Source organism: Paenibacillus sp. FSL R7-0272 (genome assembly GCF_037969905.1).
Lineage (GTDB): Bacteria > Bacillota > Bacilli > Paenibacillales > Paenibacillaceae > Paenibacillus > Paenibacillus polysaccharolyticus.
Window position 1 is genome coordinate 133,046 of the sequence record NZ_CP150221.1, and the last position, 17,145, is coordinate 150,190.

Annotated in this window: 11 protein-coding genes, 10 tRNA genes, 3 rRNA genes and 1 other RNA gene; all 25 read left to right on the forward strand. The window is 47.7% G+C overall.

Annotated features, from left to right (window positions below; translation table 11 throughout):
• Positions 1-77: 77 nt before the first annotated feature.
• The 25 genes from MKY23_RS00620 to lgt all read left to right on the forward strand — a co-directional run bounded on the left by MKY23_RS00620 (position 78) and on the right by lgt (position 17,145).
• Positions 78-1,352, forward strand: coding sequence for a radical SAM protein (locus tag MKY23_RS00620; protein ID WP_090924860.1), 1,275 nt, complete (start codon positions 78-80; stop codon positions 1,350-1,352).
• Between the two features lie 103 nt (positions 1,353-1,455).
• A complete protein-coding gene (rpmE, locus tag MKY23_RS00625) occupies positions 1,456-1,653 on the forward strand; it encodes a 50S ribosomal protein L31 (protein WP_090924859.1) in 198 nt (65 codons plus the stop codon).
• A gap of 151 nt (positions 1,654-1,804) precedes the next feature.
• An RNA gene (gene ffs, locus MKY23_RS00630) (signal recognition particle sRNA large type) lies at positions 1,805-2,072 on the forward strand.
• A gap of 177 nt (positions 2,073-2,249) precedes the next feature.
• The gene (gene dnaX / locus MKY23_RS00635) at positions 2,250-3,995 is read left to right on the forward strand and encodes a DNA polymerase III subunit gamma/tau (RefSeq protein ID WP_154985785.1); all 1,746 of its coding nucleotides are present in this window, start codon (positions 2,250-2,252) and stop codon (positions 3,993-3,995) included.
• Positions 3,996-4,052: 57 nt separating this feature from the next.
• Positions 4,053-4,364, forward strand: a complete 312-nt coding sequence (locus MKY23_RS00640; protein ID WP_090924857.1) for a YbaB/EbfC family nucleoid-associated protein — start codon at positions 4,053-4,055, stop codon at positions 4,362-4,364.
• Between the two features lie 35 nt (positions 4,365-4,399).
• Positions 4,400-4,999 carry a recombination mediator RecR gene (recR, locus tag MKY23_RS00645; protein WP_062329683.1) on the forward strand — a complete coding sequence of 200 codons (600 nt, stop codon included), beginning with the start codon at positions 4,400-4,402 and terminating at the stop codon, positions 4,997-4,999.
• A 195-nt stretch (positions 5,000-5,194) separates the two neighbouring features.
• Positions 5,195-5,470 carry a DUF2508 domain-containing protein gene (locus MKY23_RS00650; protein WP_154960676.1) on the forward strand — a complete coding sequence of 92 codons (276 nt, stop codon included), beginning with the start codon at positions 5,195-5,197 and terminating at the stop codon, positions 5,468-5,470.
• A 57-nt stretch (positions 5,471-5,527) separates the two neighbouring features.
• Positions 5,528-5,797 (forward strand): pro-sigmaK processing inhibitor BofA family protein, encoded by a 270-nt coding sequence (locus tag MKY23_RS00655; protein ID WP_154960677.1) that lies wholly within the window; start codon positions 5,528-5,530, stop codon positions 5,795-5,797.
• Positions 5,798-6,102: 305 nt separating this feature from the next.
• A 16S ribosomal RNA gene (locus MKY23_RS00660) occupies positions 6,103-7,658 on the forward strand.
• Positions 7,659-7,764: 106 nt separating this feature from the next.
• Positions 7,765-7,881, forward strand: a 5S ribosomal RNA gene (rrf, locus tag MKY23_RS00665).
• Positions 7,882-7,916: 35 nt separating this feature from the next.
• Positions 7,917-7,993 (forward strand) — tRNA-Ile (locus tag MKY23_RS00670).
• A 22-nt stretch (positions 7,994-8,015) separates the two neighbouring features.
• Positions 8,016-8,091 (forward strand) — tRNA-Ala (locus MKY23_RS00675).
• 204 nt (positions 8,092-8,295) lie between these two features.
• Positions 8,296-11,222 (forward strand): 23S ribosomal RNA (locus tag MKY23_RS00680).
• The 16S, 23S and 5S rRNA genes sit together here with 10 tRNA genes alongside, the layout of an rRNA operon.
• A gap of 80 nt (positions 11,223-11,302) precedes the next feature.
• Positions 11,303-11,394, forward strand: a tRNA-Ser gene (locus tag MKY23_RS00685).
• Positions 11,395-11,437: 43 nt separating this feature from the next.
• Positions 11,438-11,514 (forward strand) — tRNA-Met (locus MKY23_RS00690).
• A gap of 9 nt (positions 11,515-11,523) precedes the next feature.
• A tRNA-Val gene (locus MKY23_RS00695) sits at positions 11,524-11,599 on the forward strand.
• 5 nt (positions 11,600-11,604) lie between these two features.
• Positions 11,605-11,680: transfer RNA gene (locus tag MKY23_RS00700), tRNA-Thr, on the forward strand.
• A gap of 9 nt (positions 11,681-11,689) precedes the next feature.
• A tRNA-Asp gene (locus MKY23_RS00705) sits at positions 11,690-11,767 on the forward strand.
• 19 nt (positions 11,768-11,786) lie between these two features.
• Positions 11,787-11,859, forward strand: a tRNA-Phe gene (locus tag MKY23_RS00710).
• A gap of 12 nt (positions 11,860-11,871) precedes the next feature.
• Positions 11,872-11,957, forward strand: a tRNA-Tyr gene (locus tag MKY23_RS00715).
• Between the two features lie 7 nt (positions 11,958-11,964).
• Positions 11,965-12,037, forward strand: a tRNA-Lys gene (locus MKY23_RS00720).
• Positions 12,038-12,185: 148 nt separating this feature from the next.
• Positions 12,186-13,382 carry a helix-turn-helix domain-containing protein gene (locus MKY23_RS00725; protein WP_154959923.1) on the forward strand — a complete coding sequence of 399 codons (1,197 nt, stop codon included), beginning with the start codon at positions 12,186-12,188 and terminating at the stop codon, positions 13,380-13,382.
• Positions 13,383-13,485: 103 nt separating this feature from the next.
• Positions 13,486-14,610 carry a sn-glycerol-3-phosphate ABC transporter ATP-binding protein UgpC gene (gene ugpC / locus MKY23_RS00730; protein WP_090924764.1) on the forward strand — a complete coding sequence of 375 codons (1,125 nt, stop codon included), beginning with the start codon at positions 13,486-13,488 and terminating at the stop codon, positions 14,608-14,610.
• Positions 14,611-14,974: 364 nt separating this feature from the next.
• Positions 14,975-15,913 carry an HPr(Ser) kinase/phosphatase gene (gene hprK / locus MKY23_RS00735; RefSeq protein ID WP_090924765.1) on the forward strand — a complete coding sequence of 313 codons (939 nt, stop codon included), beginning with the start codon at positions 14,975-14,977 and terminating at the stop codon, positions 15,911-15,913.
• A 197-nt stretch (positions 15,914-16,110) separates the two neighbouring features.
• Complete coding sequence (gene lgt, locus MKY23_RS00740) at positions 16,111-17,145, forward strand: prolipoprotein diacylglyceryl transferase (RefSeq protein ID WP_154959922.1); 1,035 nt, start codon at positions 16,111-16,113, stop codon at positions 17,143-17,145.

Here is a 17,145-nt window from a genome sequence, read left to right on the forward strand (position 1 = left end):
GCTGACTGTACAATCAACTGACTGCAATATAATATACTCGTCGTCAGGTTTAACCCAATAGATGTGAGGAGAACATCATGTATTTAGTATACGCAGATGAAAAAGGTAATGTTTTTGATCATCCCTCCCTGTACGGACTCGCCCGTAGTGGAGATATGATTGTCGAGATAATGGAGGATGAGTTGATTCCTCTGCCGGACGGTGCAACATTGGTTGGTCTTCCAAGCACCCGTCCTATCGGTATGGACCCGGATACAGGCGAGATGTTGCCGTTGCCGAGTGATACACAAGCTGTAGGGGCTCTGTTGCCGCAAGGTTTTACGCGTCTGTGCTTGCCGGGTTACGTAAAAACGGATAAGGATTACAAGCTGCCGTTGTTTGGATACTCGGCTGTCGTTTGGAAAGATGGCGGTTTCTACGTTACGGCTTCCCAGTCCGATATTCCTGAGAAGTGGAATCCGATGAACTGTGATCGTGACGATGTGCGCTCTGGGGTTAAACGATTTACGGAGAAGTATCCAGAGAACCGTTTATACACCCACCTGTCCAATTGTGCACTGGGTTATGAGTGTCTCACGTCTTCCAACACATTCTTGAATCGTTGGGAAGGCGGCGTTCCTGTATCATACTCATGTAATGCTGGTTGTTTCGGTTGTATCTCTGAACAGCCGGATGACAGTGGATTTGTATCACCTCAAACACGGATGAATTTCCGTCCTCGTGTAGATGAGATCGTTGAAGTGATGCTGGAACATCTGAAAACACCCGAATCTATTATTAGCTTCGGACAGGGGTGTGAAGGTGAACCTTCCACACAGGCCAAGCTGATCATCGAAGCTATTCGCGAAGTGCGCTCCATTACGGATATGGGGTACATCAACATTAATACCAATGCTGGCTTGAATGATCATATTCGCGGCATTGTGGATGCAGGTCTGGATCTGATGCGTGTGAGTACGATCAGTGCATTGGATGATCATTACAACGCGTATTACAAACCTCGTGGATATACATTGGCTAATGTAGAGAAATCAATGAAGTACGCTGCGGAGCAAGGGGTATATACCTCCATTAACTATCTGATCTTCCCGGGTGTAACCGATCGTGAGGAAGAGATCGAGGCAATGATTGAATTTGCACGCCGCACCAACCTGCGATTGATTCAGATGCGTAACCTGAATATTGACCCGGAGAGCTATCTGGAGTTAATTCCGCCAGCACAGGGAGATATATTGGGAATGAAGCAGATGCTGGAGATATTTGCGGAAGAGTTGCCGGATGTTGTCATTGGGTCGTATACGCATGTTCCACCGGCTGGGATGGCTCGTCCCAAAAAGCTAATTACCTCTTGAATGAATTAGATTGCAACCGGGTTTAGGCCGTGTTATAATCTGCTGTGTTGTGCCATTTACTCTGGGTCCGCTTGAGGCTCAGGGCGGAAAGAGGTGAAAGGTAATGAAAGAAGCAATTCATCCTAAATACACGATTGGTCAAGTATCCTGCGCATGCGGTAATACTTTTGAGACTGGTTCGGTTAAAGAAGGACTTCGTGTAGAGATTTGCTCCGCGTGCCACCCGTTCTTCACAGGTAAACAGAAGTTTATCGATGCTGGCGGCCGTGTGGACCGTTTCAAAAAGAAATACGGAATCTAATCGTACAATTCCTTGTGGATTGTCTAATTATTGTATCCCAATCACCCCTGCTATTTTGGCAGGGGTTTTTAGTTACTTATACAGAGAAGTGTGTGGTTTCCATTTTCCAGCCGGTTGCATTTTGGACTACCTTGCGTTATACTATTTCTTACCGTGCTAGATGGGGAGGTAGCGGTGCCCTGTAACTCGCAATCCGCTATAGCGAGGTTGAATTCCTGTTAGAGGTTTTGTCGATGTGAGGTTTGGTCCCTGAACGTGGTGTTGACGGTTGGGTCCTCCGCAATGAGTACTCATGAACCTGGTCAGGTCCGGAAGGAAGCAGCCATAAGTGAGATCACTCTTGTGCCGGAGGGTTGCCTAGCCTGAGCTATTGTTCAGGGGTGCCGCTTGGATCGCAAATATCGATAGCAGGTGCACGGCTTAACCTTTTAAATTGTAGAGACCTTTGCAGCAGTATAAATGCAGGGGTCTTTTTTGATATGTTGAAAAAACCGCGTATGAAATGAGTCAGATAAAGTTTGGATTCACTCTGGAATATAGTATAATGGGGTGACGACAACGGACTCGAATGCGAAGTGGAAGGAAGGTAACGCATCATGGAGCATATCGCGTTATACCGGGCGTGGCGTCCTCAGTCGTTCCAGGATATGGTGGGACAACAACATATTATTCAGACCTTGCAGAACGCGATTCGTGAACAGCGGACCTCCCACGCTTATTTGTTTAGCGGTCCCCGAGGGACGGGGAAGACAAGTGCGGCCAAAATATTGGCCAAGGCTGTAAACTGTGAACGCGGACCTGCAACTGAGCCTTGTAACGAATGTGAGGCTTGCCGCCGAATTACGAATGGCGCTGTTATGGATGTGCAGGAGATTGATGCTGCCTCCAATCGGGGCGTCGAGGAGATCCGCGATCTTCGGGAAAAGGTGAAGTATGCCCCTACCGAAGTCCGGCAGAAAGTTTATATTATTGATGAAGTGCACATGTTGACGACAGAGGCGTTCAATGCTTTGCTCAAAACATTGGAGGAGCCGCCGCCACATGTAATGTTTATTTTAGCAACGACGGAACCGCATCGTCTGCCTGCTACCATTATATCGCGTTGTCAGCGATTTGATTTTCGCCGCGTATCTCTGGAAGAACAGACAGCCAGATTGACTTTGATCTGTGAACAGGAAGGGATGGAAGCGGATCAAGATGCGTTGCAGTACATTGCCCGTCTATCTGATGGTGGGATGAGGGATGCGCTCAGTGTGCTGGATCAAATCTCTTCATTTACCGATGGGAAAGTAACGTATCAGCAGGTTATGGACATGACAGGCGGTATTCCTTCAGAACAATTTGCCAAGCTCGCATCCTCCTTGCTCAAAGGGGATGTCGGTCATATTTTGCAGATGATCGAGGGCTTTATGCATGAAGGCAAGAGTGCGGACAAATGTATGGAGAATCTGCTCTACTATTTCCGGGATTTACTGATGATCAAGATGGTGCCAGATGCGGACAAACTGACGGATCGGGTGTTGAACCCGGAATCGTTTCGAGATATGGCGGAATCGTTTACGAAGGAACAGTTGTTTCAGATGATCGATACGCTGAATCGGTACCAGAGTGAGATGAAATATGCAGTTCAGCCGCAGACATTGTTTGAGGTGGCTCTGCTTAAACTGTGTAGTATCCCGGCTATGGGCGGAGCTGCTTCATCGGTTGGAGTGACTTCTCCTTCTGCACCCGCTGATACTGGAGAGATCAATCGATTGAAACAGCAGCTTGCTGAGCTGGAGAAAAAGCTAGATCGGGCGCTCAAGAGTGGTCTGTCAGGTGGGGATGCGGCTTCAAATGCTCCTGCACGACCGGCAACACGTGCGCCAATGTCCAGAGCGAACGCTCCGGTGAAGCTTCCGGCGAATTTGGATCAATATATTGCGCGCAAAGGATCTCCAGAATTCACGGAGATCAGCAAAAAATGGAGCCAGATTTTGCAACGCGTCAAAGAAGAGAAAGTTACGGTTCATGCTTGGTTTATGGATGGAGAGCCGGTTTCACTGCTCGAAGACAATGTGCTGGTTGCTTTTAAGAACAACATTCACCGTGAAACAACGGAAAAACAGGCGAATCGTGATGTCATTGAGCGGGTGCTTTCGGAACAGCTTGGGCGTCCGGCTCGACTTGTGACGATGATGCTTAGGGACTGGACTGGTGCGATGGAAGGAGCTTCTGAAACGCCAAAGGAGGATTTTAAGCTTGAACCAGAGCATGAAGATGGTGGTTCAGGCGATAAACAGCCTTGGATTGATGAAGCTATTCAGTTATTTGGCGAAGATCTCGTAGTCATTAAAGAGTAGTACATTACGATGTAATGTGTATAATTTGAGATAACTATATTAAAGGAGATGACGGATATGAATAACATGAACCAAATGATGAAACAAGTGAAGAAAATGCAGGAGCAAATGCTGAAGGCGCAGGAAGAACTCGCGGACAAAACGGTTCAAGGTACTTCTGGCGGCGGAGTGGTAACTGCTGAAGTTAACGGGCATAAAAAACTGCTTGCCATCACGATCAAGCCTGAAGCCGTAGATCCGGATGATGTTGAAATGCTTCAAGACCTTGTCATGACTGCTGTGAATGATGCTTTGACAAAAGCAGATGAAATTGCGAATCAGGATATGGGTAAATTCACGGGTGGCATGAAAATTCCGGGGTTATTTTAGTATAAACTGATCCTGTCAAAAGGAGACACAACCGATTGTATTATCCTGAACCGATAGCCAAGCTGATTGATGCCTTCACCCGTCTTCCTGGGGTGGGTCCGAAGACAGCGGCTCGTTTAGCTTTTCATGTGCTTAACATGAAGGAAGATGACGTTATTGATTTTGCCAAAGCGCTCGTGAGTGTGAAGCGTAATCTCCATTACTGTTCTGTGTGCTGTAATATTACAGATACAGACCCTTGCCGGATATGTCAGGATAAGTCGAGAGATGTGTCCGTCATCTGTGTAGTCCAAGATTCGAAAGATCTGGTAGCTATGGAGCGGACTAAGGAATTCGATGGGTACTACCATGTGTTGCAGGGGGCGATTTCTCCAATGGAGGGAATTGGTCCGGATGATATACGCTTGAAAGAGCTGTTAACTCGTTTGAGTGATGAGCGGGTAAAAGAATTGATTTTGGCGACTAATCCCAATATTGAGGGAGAAGCTACGGCGATGTACATTTCCCGCCTAGTGCGTCCGTTTGAAATTAGTGTGACCCGTATTGCTCACGGATTACCCGTGGGCGGCGATCTGGAGTATGCAGATGAAGTTACACTTTCGAAGGCGCTGGAAGGACGCAGAGAGATGCGCTAATGTATCTAGTTGCGTGTGAGCTTGATAAGGGTGTCGTTCGTATAGAAGACAATCCAATAAATTGATTTATATTGCAAGAGAGAGCCGTGAGCTCTCTCTTTTTTTTATTATAAAAGTAGATGTCCGAGTTCTAAGTTTGTCCCTTCCTTGATATGTATGAGAGTGTGCTATACGGATGGATAAGGGAGGGTGTTTATGTTGATATGGCGAAAAAAGCGTAGCTTAAGGGACGGGAAGAAGAGAGAGCTTGCGAAACTGGAGGCGGAGTTGGTTTATGTGGATGTGCAGAAGGCCAAACAAGAGTGGGAACGTGCGATGCGACAGTTTGAGGATGCTCTGGGAGAGGATGAGATCGATTATGCCATCTATGTGCTTGAAGCGGCCGAGAGGAAATATCAAATTCATTTGAAACGGGCCAAACGGTTGAATGGGATGGATGTGACTACTACCGATCGAGAACTCAGTGTGTAATTAGAGTGAGGTGGCTGAGTATACAGGTGATTTTATATATAGTTGGAGGTGGAATGTATGAAGAGTGTTATTCTGGGAAGCATATTGGTCGCCTCTCTGCTGGCGCTGGTTATTGTTTTGTTTAGAAAACGCTTAGGATTAACAATCTTTACATCAATCGGAATTCATGTGGTGCTTGCGGCCGCTGGGATATATGTCGTAAATTATTCGGGTTGGATAACAGGAACTTATATCCCTTTAAATCCTGCAACAATAGGTACAGTTACTGTTCTGGGACTCCCGGGGGTTGGTCTGTTATTGGGGTTGAAAATTTCTTTGTTCGGGTAGTTGACTACCGAGCAATATATATGGTACATTATATCTCGTTGCTTTGCTTGCTTGGTTATACGCTTTGCTTGAAACAAATGAAGTTCATTACGAACTTCAAAAATAATTTCAAAAAAAGGCTTGACCAAAACAAACGAAGTATGATATATTATAAAAGTCGCCGCTGAGACAAAATGGTGATGAAAAAAAGAAGTTTGATCTTTGAAAACTGAACAACGAGTGAGTATCGATCTTGCTTGCAAGATCAAAAATGAGATTTTTAATCTCGTCAGATTCAAAATGAGCTTATCGCTCTTTTCAATACTTTATTGGAGAGTTTGATCCTGGCTCAGGACGAACGCTGGCGGCATGCCTAATACATGCAAGTCGAGCGGACTTGAAGAGAAGCTTGCTTCTCGGATGGTTAGCGGCGGACGGGTGAGTAACACGTAGGCAACCTGCCCTCAAGCTTGGGACAACTACCGGAAACGGTAGCTAATACCGAATACTTGTTTTCTTCGCCTGAAGAGAACTGGAAAGACGGAGCAATCTGTCACTTGGGGATGGGCCTGCGGCGCATTAGCTAGTTGGTGAGGTAACGGCTCACCAAGGCGACGATGCGTAGCCGACCTGAGAGGGTGATCGGCCACACTGGGACTGAGACACGGCCCAGACTCCTACGGGAGGCAGCAGTAGGGAATCTTCCGCAATGGGCGAAAGCCTGACGGAGCAATGCCGCGTGAGTGATGAAGGTTTTCGGATCGTAAAGCTCTGTTGCCAGGGAAGAACGCTTGGGAGAGTAACTGCTCTCAAGGTGACGGTACCTGAGAAGAAAGCCCCGGCTAACTACGTGCCAGCAGCCGCGGTAATACGTAGGGGGCAAGCGTTGTCCGGAATTATTGGGCGTAAAGCGCGCGCAGGCGGTCATGTAAGTCTGGTGTTTAATCCCGGGGCTCAACCCCGGATCGCACTGGAAACTGCGTGACTTGAGTGCAGAAGAGGAGAGTGGAATTCCACGTGTAGCGGTGAAATGCGTAGAGATGTGGAGGAACACCAGTGGCGAAGGCGACTCTCTGGGCTGTAACTGACGCTGAGGCGCGAAAGCGTGGGGAGCAAACAGGATTAGATACCCTGGTAGTCCACGCCGTAAACGATGAGTGCTAGGTGTTAGGGGTTTCGATACCCTTGGTGCCGAAGTTAACACATTAAGCACTCCGCCTGGGGAGTACGGTCGCAAGACTGAAACTCAAAGGAATTGACGGGGACCCGCACAAGCAGTGGAGTATGTGGTTTAATTCGAAGCAACGCGAAGAACCTTACCAGGTCTTGACATCCAACTAACGAGGCAGAGATGCGTTAGGTGCCCTTCGGGGAAAGTTGAGACAGGTGGTGCATGGTTGTCGTCAGCTCGTGTCGTGAGATGTTGGGTTAAGTCCCGCAACGAGCGCAACCCTTATATTTAGTTGCCAGCACTTCGGGTGGGCACTCTAGATAGACTGCCGGTGACAAACCGGAGGAAGGTGGGGATGACGTCAAATCATCATGCCCCTTATGACCTGGGCTACACACGTACTACAATGGCCGGTACAACGGGCTGCGAAATCGCGAGATGGAGCCAATCCCAACAAAGCCGGTCTCAGTTCGGATTGCAGGCTGCAACTCGCCTGCATGAAGTCGGAATTGCTAGTAATCGCGGATCAGCATGCCGCGGTGAATACGTTCCCGGGTCTTGTACACACCGCCCGTCACACCACGAGAGTTTATAACACCCGAAGTCGGTGGGGTAACCGCAAGGAGCCAGCCGCCGAAGGTGGGATAGATGATTGGGGTGAAGTCGTAACAAGGTAGCCGTATCGGAAGGTGCGGCTGGATCACCTCCTTTCTATGGAGAATCGTCTTCCAGAGCGAAGACATTCAAATATAAAATCTAGCCAGGTCGGCTAGTTACTCACTCGTTGCTCAGTTTTGAGAGCTCAAACTCTCAAACGTTTGGTGGCGATAGCGAAGGGGTTCCACACGTTCCCATCCCGAACACGACCGTTAAGCCCTTCAGCGTCGATGGTACTTGGACCGCAGGGTCCTGGGAGAGTAGAACGCCGCCAAGCGTAACCCATTACGGGTTCAAAACTTATATAAATGTGGGCCCTTAGCTCAGTTGGTTAGAGCGCACCTCTGATAAGGGTGAGGCCGGTGGTTCGAGTCCACCAGGGCCCACCATTTTAACATCTAAATAATGTATGGGGCCATAGCTCAGCTGGGAGAGCGCCTGCCTTGCAAGCAGGAGGTCAGCGGTTCGATCCCGCTTGGCTCCACCAACAAGATTTACAAGCTTGTTCTTTGAAAACTAGATATCGAAACGAAACAAACGCGAATTAGAACATTCCTTTTTAGCTGAACTTGTGTATAACAAGTTTCAATAAAAACGGTAGATAATGCAATTGCGATGGTATCGAATAGGAGCGACTTTTGGCTTTGCGCAAGCAAAACAAGGGAAGCGAGCAGTCGAAACCGGAGCATATGGTTAAGCTACTAAGAGCACACGGAGGATGCCTAGGCGCTAGGAGCCGATGAAGGACGTGGCGAACAACGAAACTGCCTCGGGGAGCTGTAAGCAAGCTTTGATCCGGGGATGTCCGAATGGGGAAACCCAGCTGGGGTAATTTCCAGTTACTCTTGTCTGAATACATAGGGCAAGTAGAGGCATACCAGGGGAACTGAAACATCTAAGTACCCTGAGGAAGAGAAAACAATAGTGATTCCGTCAGTAGCGGCGAGCGAACGCGGAGAAGCCCAAACCAAGGAGCTTGCTCTTTGGGGTTGTGGGACGTCTCACATGGAGTTACAAAGGAACCGGTTAAGCGAAGAGGTCTGGAAAGGCCCGCCAAAGAAGGTAAAAGCCCTGTAATTGAAAGTCTGTTCCCTCCGAGACGGATCCCGAGTAGTGCGGGGCACGTGAAACCCCGTATGAATCCGGCAGGACCATCTGCCAAGGCTAAATACTTCCTAGCGACCGATAGTGAAGCAGTACCGTGAGGGAAAGGTGAAAAGCACCCCGGAAGGGGAGTGAAATAGAACCTGAAACCGTGTGCTTACAAAAAGTCAGAGCCCGTTTTAGGGGTGATGGCGTGCCTTTTGTAGAATGAACCGGCGAGTTACGTTCCCGTGCAAGGTTAAGGTGAAGAGCCGGAGCCGCAGCGAAAGCGAGTCTGAATAGGGCGCCATAGTACGTGGACGTAGACCCGAAACCGGGTGATCTACCCCTGTCCAGGGTGAAGGTGCGGTAACACGCACTGGAGGCCCGAACCCACGCATGTTGAAAAATGCGGGGATGAGGTGGGGGTAGCGGAGAAATTCCAATCGAACTCGGAGATAGCTGGTTCTCCCCGAAATAGCTTTAGGGCTAGCCTCGGAAAACAGAGTCGTGGAGGTAGAGCACTGATTGGGTGCGGGGCCCGCAAGGGTTACCAAGCTCAGTCAAACTCCGAATGCCATAGACTTACTTCCGGGAGTCAGACAGTGAGTGCTAAGATCCATTGTCAAAAGGGAAACAGCCCAGACCATCAGCTAAGGTCCCCAAGTGTGTGTTAAGTGGGAAAGGATGTGGAGTTGCACAGACAACCAGGATGTTGGCTTAGAAGCAGCCACCATTGAAAGAGTGCGTAATAGCTCACTGGTCGAGTGACTCTGCGCCGAAAATGTAACGGGGCTAAACACACCACCGAAGCTATGGCTTGATGCTTGCATCAGGGGTAGGGGAGCGTTGTATAAGGGTTGAAGGTGTACCGTAAGGAGCGCTGGACATTATACAAGTGAGAATGCCGGTATGAGTAACGAAAAGATCAGTGAGAATCTGATCCGCCGAAAGCCTAAGGGTTCCTGAGGAAGGCTCGTCCGCTCAGGGTAAGTCGGGACCTAAGGCGAGGCCGAAAGGCGTAGTCGAAGGACAACAGGTCGAAATTCCTGTACCACCGTAAATCGTTACGAGCGATGGGGGGACGCAGTAGGGTAGTGACGCAGGCTGATGGATGCCTGTCCAAGCAGTAAGGCTGGTTAGTAGGCAAATCCGCTAACCGTAAGGCTGAGCTGTGATGGGGAGTGAAAATTACAGTAGCGAAGGTCATGATCTCACACTGCCAAGAAAAGCCTCTAGCCAGATGAAGGTGCCCGTACCGCAAACCGACACAGGTAGGCGAGAAGAGAATTCTAAGGCGCGCGGAAGAACTCTCGTTAAGGAACTCGGCAAAATGACCCCGTAACTTCGGGAGAAGGGGTGCCCCGGTAGTGTGAATAGCACGAGGGGGCCGCAGTGAAAAGGCCCAAGCGACTGTTTAGCAAAAACACAGGTCTGTGCGAAGCCGTAAGGCGAAGTATACGGGCTGACGCCTGCCCGGTGCTGGAAGGTTAAGGGGAGTGGTTAGGGAGTAATCCCGAAGCTGTGAACCGAAGCCCCAGTAAACGGCGGCCGTAACTATAACGGTCCTAAGGTAGCGAAATTCCTTGTCAGGTAAATTCTGACCCGCACGAATGGCGTAACGACTTGGGCGCTGTCTCAACGAGAGATCCGGTGAAATTTTAATACCTGTGAAGATGCAGGTTACCCGCGACAAGACGGAAAGACCCCATGGAGCTTTACTGCAGCTTGATATTGAATTTGGGTACGATCTGTACAGGATAGGTGGGAGCCTTTGAAGCGTGAGCGCCAGCTTGCGTGGAGGCACCGTTGGGATACCACCCTGATCGTATCTAGGTTCTAACCTGGTACCGTAAACCGGTGCGGGGACAGTGTCAGGTGGGCAGTTTGACTGGGGCGGTCGCCTCCTAAAGAGTAACGGAGGCGCCCAAAGGTTCCCTCAGAATGGTTGGAAATCATTCGAAGAGTGCAAAGGCATAAGGGAGCTTGACTGCGAGACCTACAAGTCGAGCAGGGACGAAAGTCGGGCTTAGTGATCCGGTGGTACCGCATGGAAGGGCCATCGCTCAACGGATAAAAGCTACCCTGGGGATAACAGGCTTATCTCCCCCAAGAGTCCACATCGACGGGGAGGTTTGGCACCTCGATGTCGGCTCATCGCATCCTGGGGCTGAAGTAGGTCCCAAGGGTTGGGCTGTTCGCCCATTAAAGCGGTACGCGAGCTGGGTTCAGAACGTCGTGAGACAGTTCGGTCCCTATCTGTCGTGGGCGTAGGAAATTTGAGAGGAGCTGTCCTTAGTACGAGAGGACCGGGATGGACGTACCGCTGGTGTACCAGTTGTTCCGCCAGGAGCACCGCTGGGTAGCTATGTACGGACGGGATAAGCGCTGAAAGCATCTAAGCGTGAAGCCCCCCTCAAGATGAGATTTCCCAGTATGTAAGACCCCTTGAAGACGACGAGGTAGATAGGCTGGGGGTGGAAGTGCAGTAATGCATGGAGCTGACCAGTACTAATCGGTCGAGGGCTTATCCAATAGCAAGTTTTAATCGCGCACGTTTCGTTTCGAATCTAGTTTTCAAGGAGCAATCCTTGTACAACGTTGAGATTGTCTTTGGAGAGATACCCAAGTGGCTATAAGGGGACCCTCTGCTAAGGGGTTAGGCTGAGTAATCGGTGCGAGGGTTCGAATCCCTCTCTCTCCGCCATCTTTACCTAAGGATGGACAAGCAATCGAAACATTTATAATATGGCGGTGTAGCTCAGCTGGCTAGAGCGTACGGTTCATACCCGTAAGGTCGGGGGTTCGATCCCCTCCGCCGCTACCATATTACCCAGGAGGCTTAGCTCAGCTGGGAGAGCATCTGCCTTACAAGCAGAGGGTCGGGGGTTCGATCCCCTCAGCCTCCACCATATACGCCGGTGTAGCTCAACTGGTAGAGCAACTGACTTGTAATCAGTAGGTTGGGGGTTCAAGTCCTCTCGCCGGCACCATTAATGCCTGGAACCGTGGTGTAGTTGGCCTAACATGCCTGCCTGTCACGCAGGAGATCGCGGGTTCGAATCCCGTCGGTTCCGCCATTAATCTAAAATTAAATACGGCTCGGTAGCTCAGTCGGTAGAGCAGAGGACTGAAAATCCTCGTGTCGGCGGTTCGATTCCGTCCCGAGCCACCTTTAATCCTTGGAGGATTAGCGAAGTGGCCAAACGCATCAGACTGTAAATCTGCTCCCGTACGGGTTCGGTGGTTCGAATCCATCATCCTCCACCAGTTTTACGAGTCATTAGCTCAGTTGGTAGAGCACCTGACTTTTAATCAGGGTGTCGAAGGTTCGAATCCTTCATGACTCATCTTAAATAAAGAGTGATCGATCATTAATATGATCGATCACTCTTTTTGTTTACACTGATATATTGAAGAATTGTGGATACAGAGCAGTAAACATCAAGATATGATAAAATGATGATAAAAATAAAGCAGAGTGGTGAAGTTCATTAGATGAAGCTCATACCTGATTTAAAACAGCAAATCGAAGTTATTATAGGCACCACATTGGATGAATATGAAATTACGATGCATGAGTGGATACAATCCATTGATCATTTAATTGGCTTGGATGAAAATAAACCGCAGCATATTCTAAGTAGACCGGGTAAAGGTGAACGTGGTTCATTAGAAAGTTCTTCAATATCTTCTGATGTTCTAAGTTTACACCATGGTGAGCGCGTCTTTTTCAAAGTTGGCACAAATGAGCAGGCAAAAACCGTCCTGTGCTGGGGTTGCGATGCGGTATCTATTTCAATGGAGACTCGACGTCTAATTGAATTACTGATTCTTAATAAGTTTATTACGAGTCAAAGCGATAATTCATCGCTATTCAAGAATGATACCGATAAACAATTATCTTCTCTGGGGATATGGCTTAAGGATCAGATTAAAGAGTACAATTCGGGCAGTTTCGATCCACTGCCTGATTCGTTTGCTTCTATTGCAGGATTTCAGGAGGAGAAAGTTCTTTTTCTGTTGCAGGGTGAGACTCCGGATTCTCAGCGTGTTGACTCTATAGTTTTGAATAAGTTGCTCGAAAGTTATTTTGGTGAAGACATCACACTAATCCCGTTGGGTGAGCAAGAATGGCTCTTCATGGGAGACGAAGAGATTGTTACCGGTGAGGCTGATGAAGATACAGCAGAGGCCAGAAAAGAGTCACTGAATGCTTTTTGTATGGGACTGTATGAGCTTGTGGCCAGTGAATTCGCCGGCGTTTTCCACTTGTCAGCTTCGCTACCGTGTATTCCCAAAGAGGCGTTGCTTCAGGTGACATTCCTTCTTCAGGAAAGCATGGAACTTGGTCGCTCTTTCCACGTTACACAGCATATCCACCTTCCTTGGAATCTGCAACTAGAGCAATTGGTGGCTAGTATTTCAGAGCAACAGCGAATGCGTTTTATCCGAGAAACGGGAAAGGATACGACGCTCTTTAATGACAGCGAGACGTTGGCTACATTGGAGAACTTCTTCAGTTTAGACTGTAACGTCAGCGAGACAGCAAAGCGTTTGTTTATCCATCGTAATACGCTGGTGTACCGTCTGGATAAGATTAAACAAGAGATTGGTTATGATGTAAGACACTTTAAAAGTGCGATCGTTGTGCAACTTTTACTTCTAATGTACAAAGTGACGAAAAAGGCTTAATATTTTTGTGCAGTTTGCGAATAGTCAGATAACCAATCGATAGGGTATTATAAAACTACAAATTGTATTCGATTACAAAATGATCTCTGAGGAGGCAACAATCATGGCAGGAGTACGTTTAGAGCATATTTTCAAAAAATACCCGGGTTCTGATAAAGCAACTGTAGTTGACATTAACCTGGACATTAAAGATAAAGAGTTTCTGGTACTGGTAGGTCCGTCCGGTTGTGGTAAATCAACAACACTGCGTATGATCGCAGGCCTTGAGGAAATTTCTGAAGGTAAACTCTATATCGGTGACCGTGTCGTTAATGATGTTGCACCTAAAGACCGCGATATCGCGATGGTATTCCAATCTTACGCCTTGTATCCGCATATGAGCGTATATCAAAACATGGCATTTGGTTTGAAATTGCGTAAGGTTAAAAAAGATGAGATCGACAAACGTGTACGTGAAGCAGCTAAAATCCTCGACATCGAACACTTGCTTGAGCGTAAGCCTAAAGCATTGTCCGGTGGTCAACGTCAACGTGTCGCTTTGGGACGTGCGATTGTCCGTGATCCACAAGTCTTCTTGATGGATGAGCCTCTCTCCAACTTGGATGCGAAACTTCGTGGACAAATGCGTGCGGAAATCACTAAGCTTGCTAAACGTTTGGAAACAACCGTTATCTACGTAACGCATGACCAGATCGAAGCAATGACGATGGGTGACCGGATCGTAGTTATGAAGGATGGTATCATCCAACAAGCAGCTTCTCCTGAAGAGCTGTACAACCACCCGGCGAACCTGTTCGTAGCTGGTTTCATCGGTTCCCCGACAATGAACTTCATCTCGGGTAAACTGGCTGAGCAAGGTGCGAGTCTTCACTTCGTAGCTCCTGGTGTGGATGTTGAAATCCCGCAAGGTAAAGCACAAGTGCTGAAATCCAGAGGATATGTTGGTAAAGAAGTTATTCTGGGTGTTCGTCCAGAAGACATTCACGAAGAGCCAGTATTCCTGGAAGCTTCCCCGAACTCTGTATTCTCTACTCACGTAGATGTAACAGAGAACCTGGGTCACGAAATGCTCCTTTATTTGAGCGGTGTAGGTAACGACACTACAATTGCACGTGTAGACGGACGTTCTAACACTCGTGATGGTTCCACAGTTAAAATGGCCATTGACATGAACAAAGTTCATATCTTTGACAAGGAATCCGAAGTTAACGTACTTCTTCAAGACTAATTCTACTGAAGGTTCCTCGGTAACGATGGAATCTGGAAGTAACGTAATTATATAATGTAAATCGAGCCCCTTCCGTTTTCGCTGGAAGGGGCTTTTTTCAAAAATGCAAGGGATGATCAATACGTTCGGGTGGAAATATAGTGCAGATAGAGCAAGGAGTCTGCGATTGCAATCGATCCCAAATTCATTTAAGATTATTTGAAGGTCTGTCTTCAAAATGTTGCATGTTGGAGTATTATTAGAGCGATATTTTACAGGCGAAGTGACCTGGTTATGAATGTTGTTGTGAATACGCTAATAATGGAAAGAAACGATACACGAATGGGTACATAGAGGCACAGCGAATGCTGAAAGGAAGAGACAAATGGCGAAAAAAGTGAAAGTATCCGAATTGGTACAGCAGTTTCAGATGGAAGTGGTGTCGGGGTCACAGGGTTTGAAAAGGTTTATCACGGTAGATGATCTTAACCGTCCTGGCCTGGAGATGGCCGGTTACTTTGAATATCATCCAAAAGAGCGGGTGCAACTCCTGGGAAGAACAGAGCTGGCCTTTTTTGCAATGTTGCCTGAACATGAGCGCCGTGAACGTATGCAGCGTCTATGCACAGAGGAAACACCTTGTATTGTGGTTACACGTGGACTCGAAGTTCCTCAGGAACTGATCGATATCAGTGAAGAACAGAATCTGGCTGTGCTTCGTAGCAATATGGCGACAACGATTCTTTCCAGCCGTATTACGGGATTTCTGGAAGGTAAGTTGGCACCTACAGCCACCATTCACGGTGTATTGTGTGATGTGTATGGTGTAGGTATGTTGATCACAGGCAGTAGCGGTATTGGTAAAAGTGAAACTGCGCTTGAACTTGTTAAACGCGGTCACCGTCTAATTGCCGATGATGCCGTTGAAATTCGCCAAACCTCCGACTTTCAACTTCACGGTACCGCACCAGAACTGATCCGTCACCTGCTTGAAATCCGGGGTGTCGGTATTATCAACGTCATGACTTTATTTGGCGCCGGGGCTGTACGTAATAATAAACGGATTACATTGGTTGTACGTCTTGAAGCATGGCAGCAGGATAAACAGTATGACCGTCTGGGATTGGATGAAGAAACAACGCGTATTATTGATACCGATGTACCCTTGGTTACTATTCCAGTTCGTCCTGGACGAAACTTGGCTGTAATTATCGAGGTGGCGGGCATGAACTATCGCTTAAAACAGATGGGGCTTAATGCTGCACTCCAGTTCACGAACAAGCTGACTGCAACGATTTCAGAAGATATGGAAGATATGGACTAAGGTGGGCTAAGGAAAGTTACCCCGATCAACTGAATAGCAGGATAGGGGCAATATTAAGCATCAAGCTATAAAATAAAGATTAAAGTTTTCATGAGGCATGACAACTGGGGTCTGCACACCTTCAAACCGGAAGGTGGATAGCAGGCTCCAGACAGTCATGCTTACCGATGTGAATTGATTGATAGGAGTGTGAATGAATGGATACATTATTACTGTTGAACCCGATTGCGTTCTCTATTGGCGCTTTAAAGGTTCACTGGTATGGGCTTATCTTGGGTACTGCGGCGCTGTTAGGGTTGCTGCTTGTTATTCGGGAGGGCAAACGATTTAATATTCCGCAAGAAGTGTTCATGGATATGGTTTTGCTAGGTGTGCCTTCTGCAATTATTGGAGCCCGAATCTACTATGTGGCTTTTAAGTGGGAAGATTATAAGGACAACCTATGGGACGTTTTTAAAATATGGAATGGCGGTATTGCGATCTATGGCGCACTGATTGGTGCCATTATATGTGCAGTCATTTTCTTCCGTCGTAAAGGATATAACTTCTGGCGTATGGCCGACATCTGTGCACCTGGACTGATCGTTGGACAGATGATTGGACGCTGGGGTAACTTTGTAAATCAGGAGGCGTATGGCGGTCCTGTAGAGGAATCATTTTTAAGAGACAAGCTGCACTTGCCAGACTTTATTGTGAATCAAATGAACGTGGAAGGTGTATTTCATCATCCGGCCTTTTTGTATGAATCCGTATGGAGTTTTGCAGGGCTGATCCTGTTGCTGGTGCTTCGTCGTCAGAAGTTCATGCGTGCAGGCGAGATGTTTATGTCCTATTTCATCTGGTATTCCATCGGACGATTCTTTATTGAAGCTGTGCGTACGGACAGTCTGGGTTTTCAGGCTCCAGAGTGGATCGCTTCTTTGGTGAACGGATTATGGTCTCCAATGACTGCACTCGGCTTCGAACAAGGTTATTTAGATCCAGCGTACGGTAATGTACGAATTTCACAACTGCTTGCGATTGGCATTATTGTTGCCGCTGTTGTGTTTATTGTCGTGAGAAGAGTGACAGGTAAAGCAAGTGCACATTATAGTGATCCGATTGTCTCGTCGAAAGTGGCTGCAGATGATATTGGACATTCGGAAACAGTAGCTGTTGAAGAGGACAAGGTAACAACAGCACCAAATCAGGCTCAAGATGATCCGAAGCAAGTTGAAGATAAAAAGGAGTAA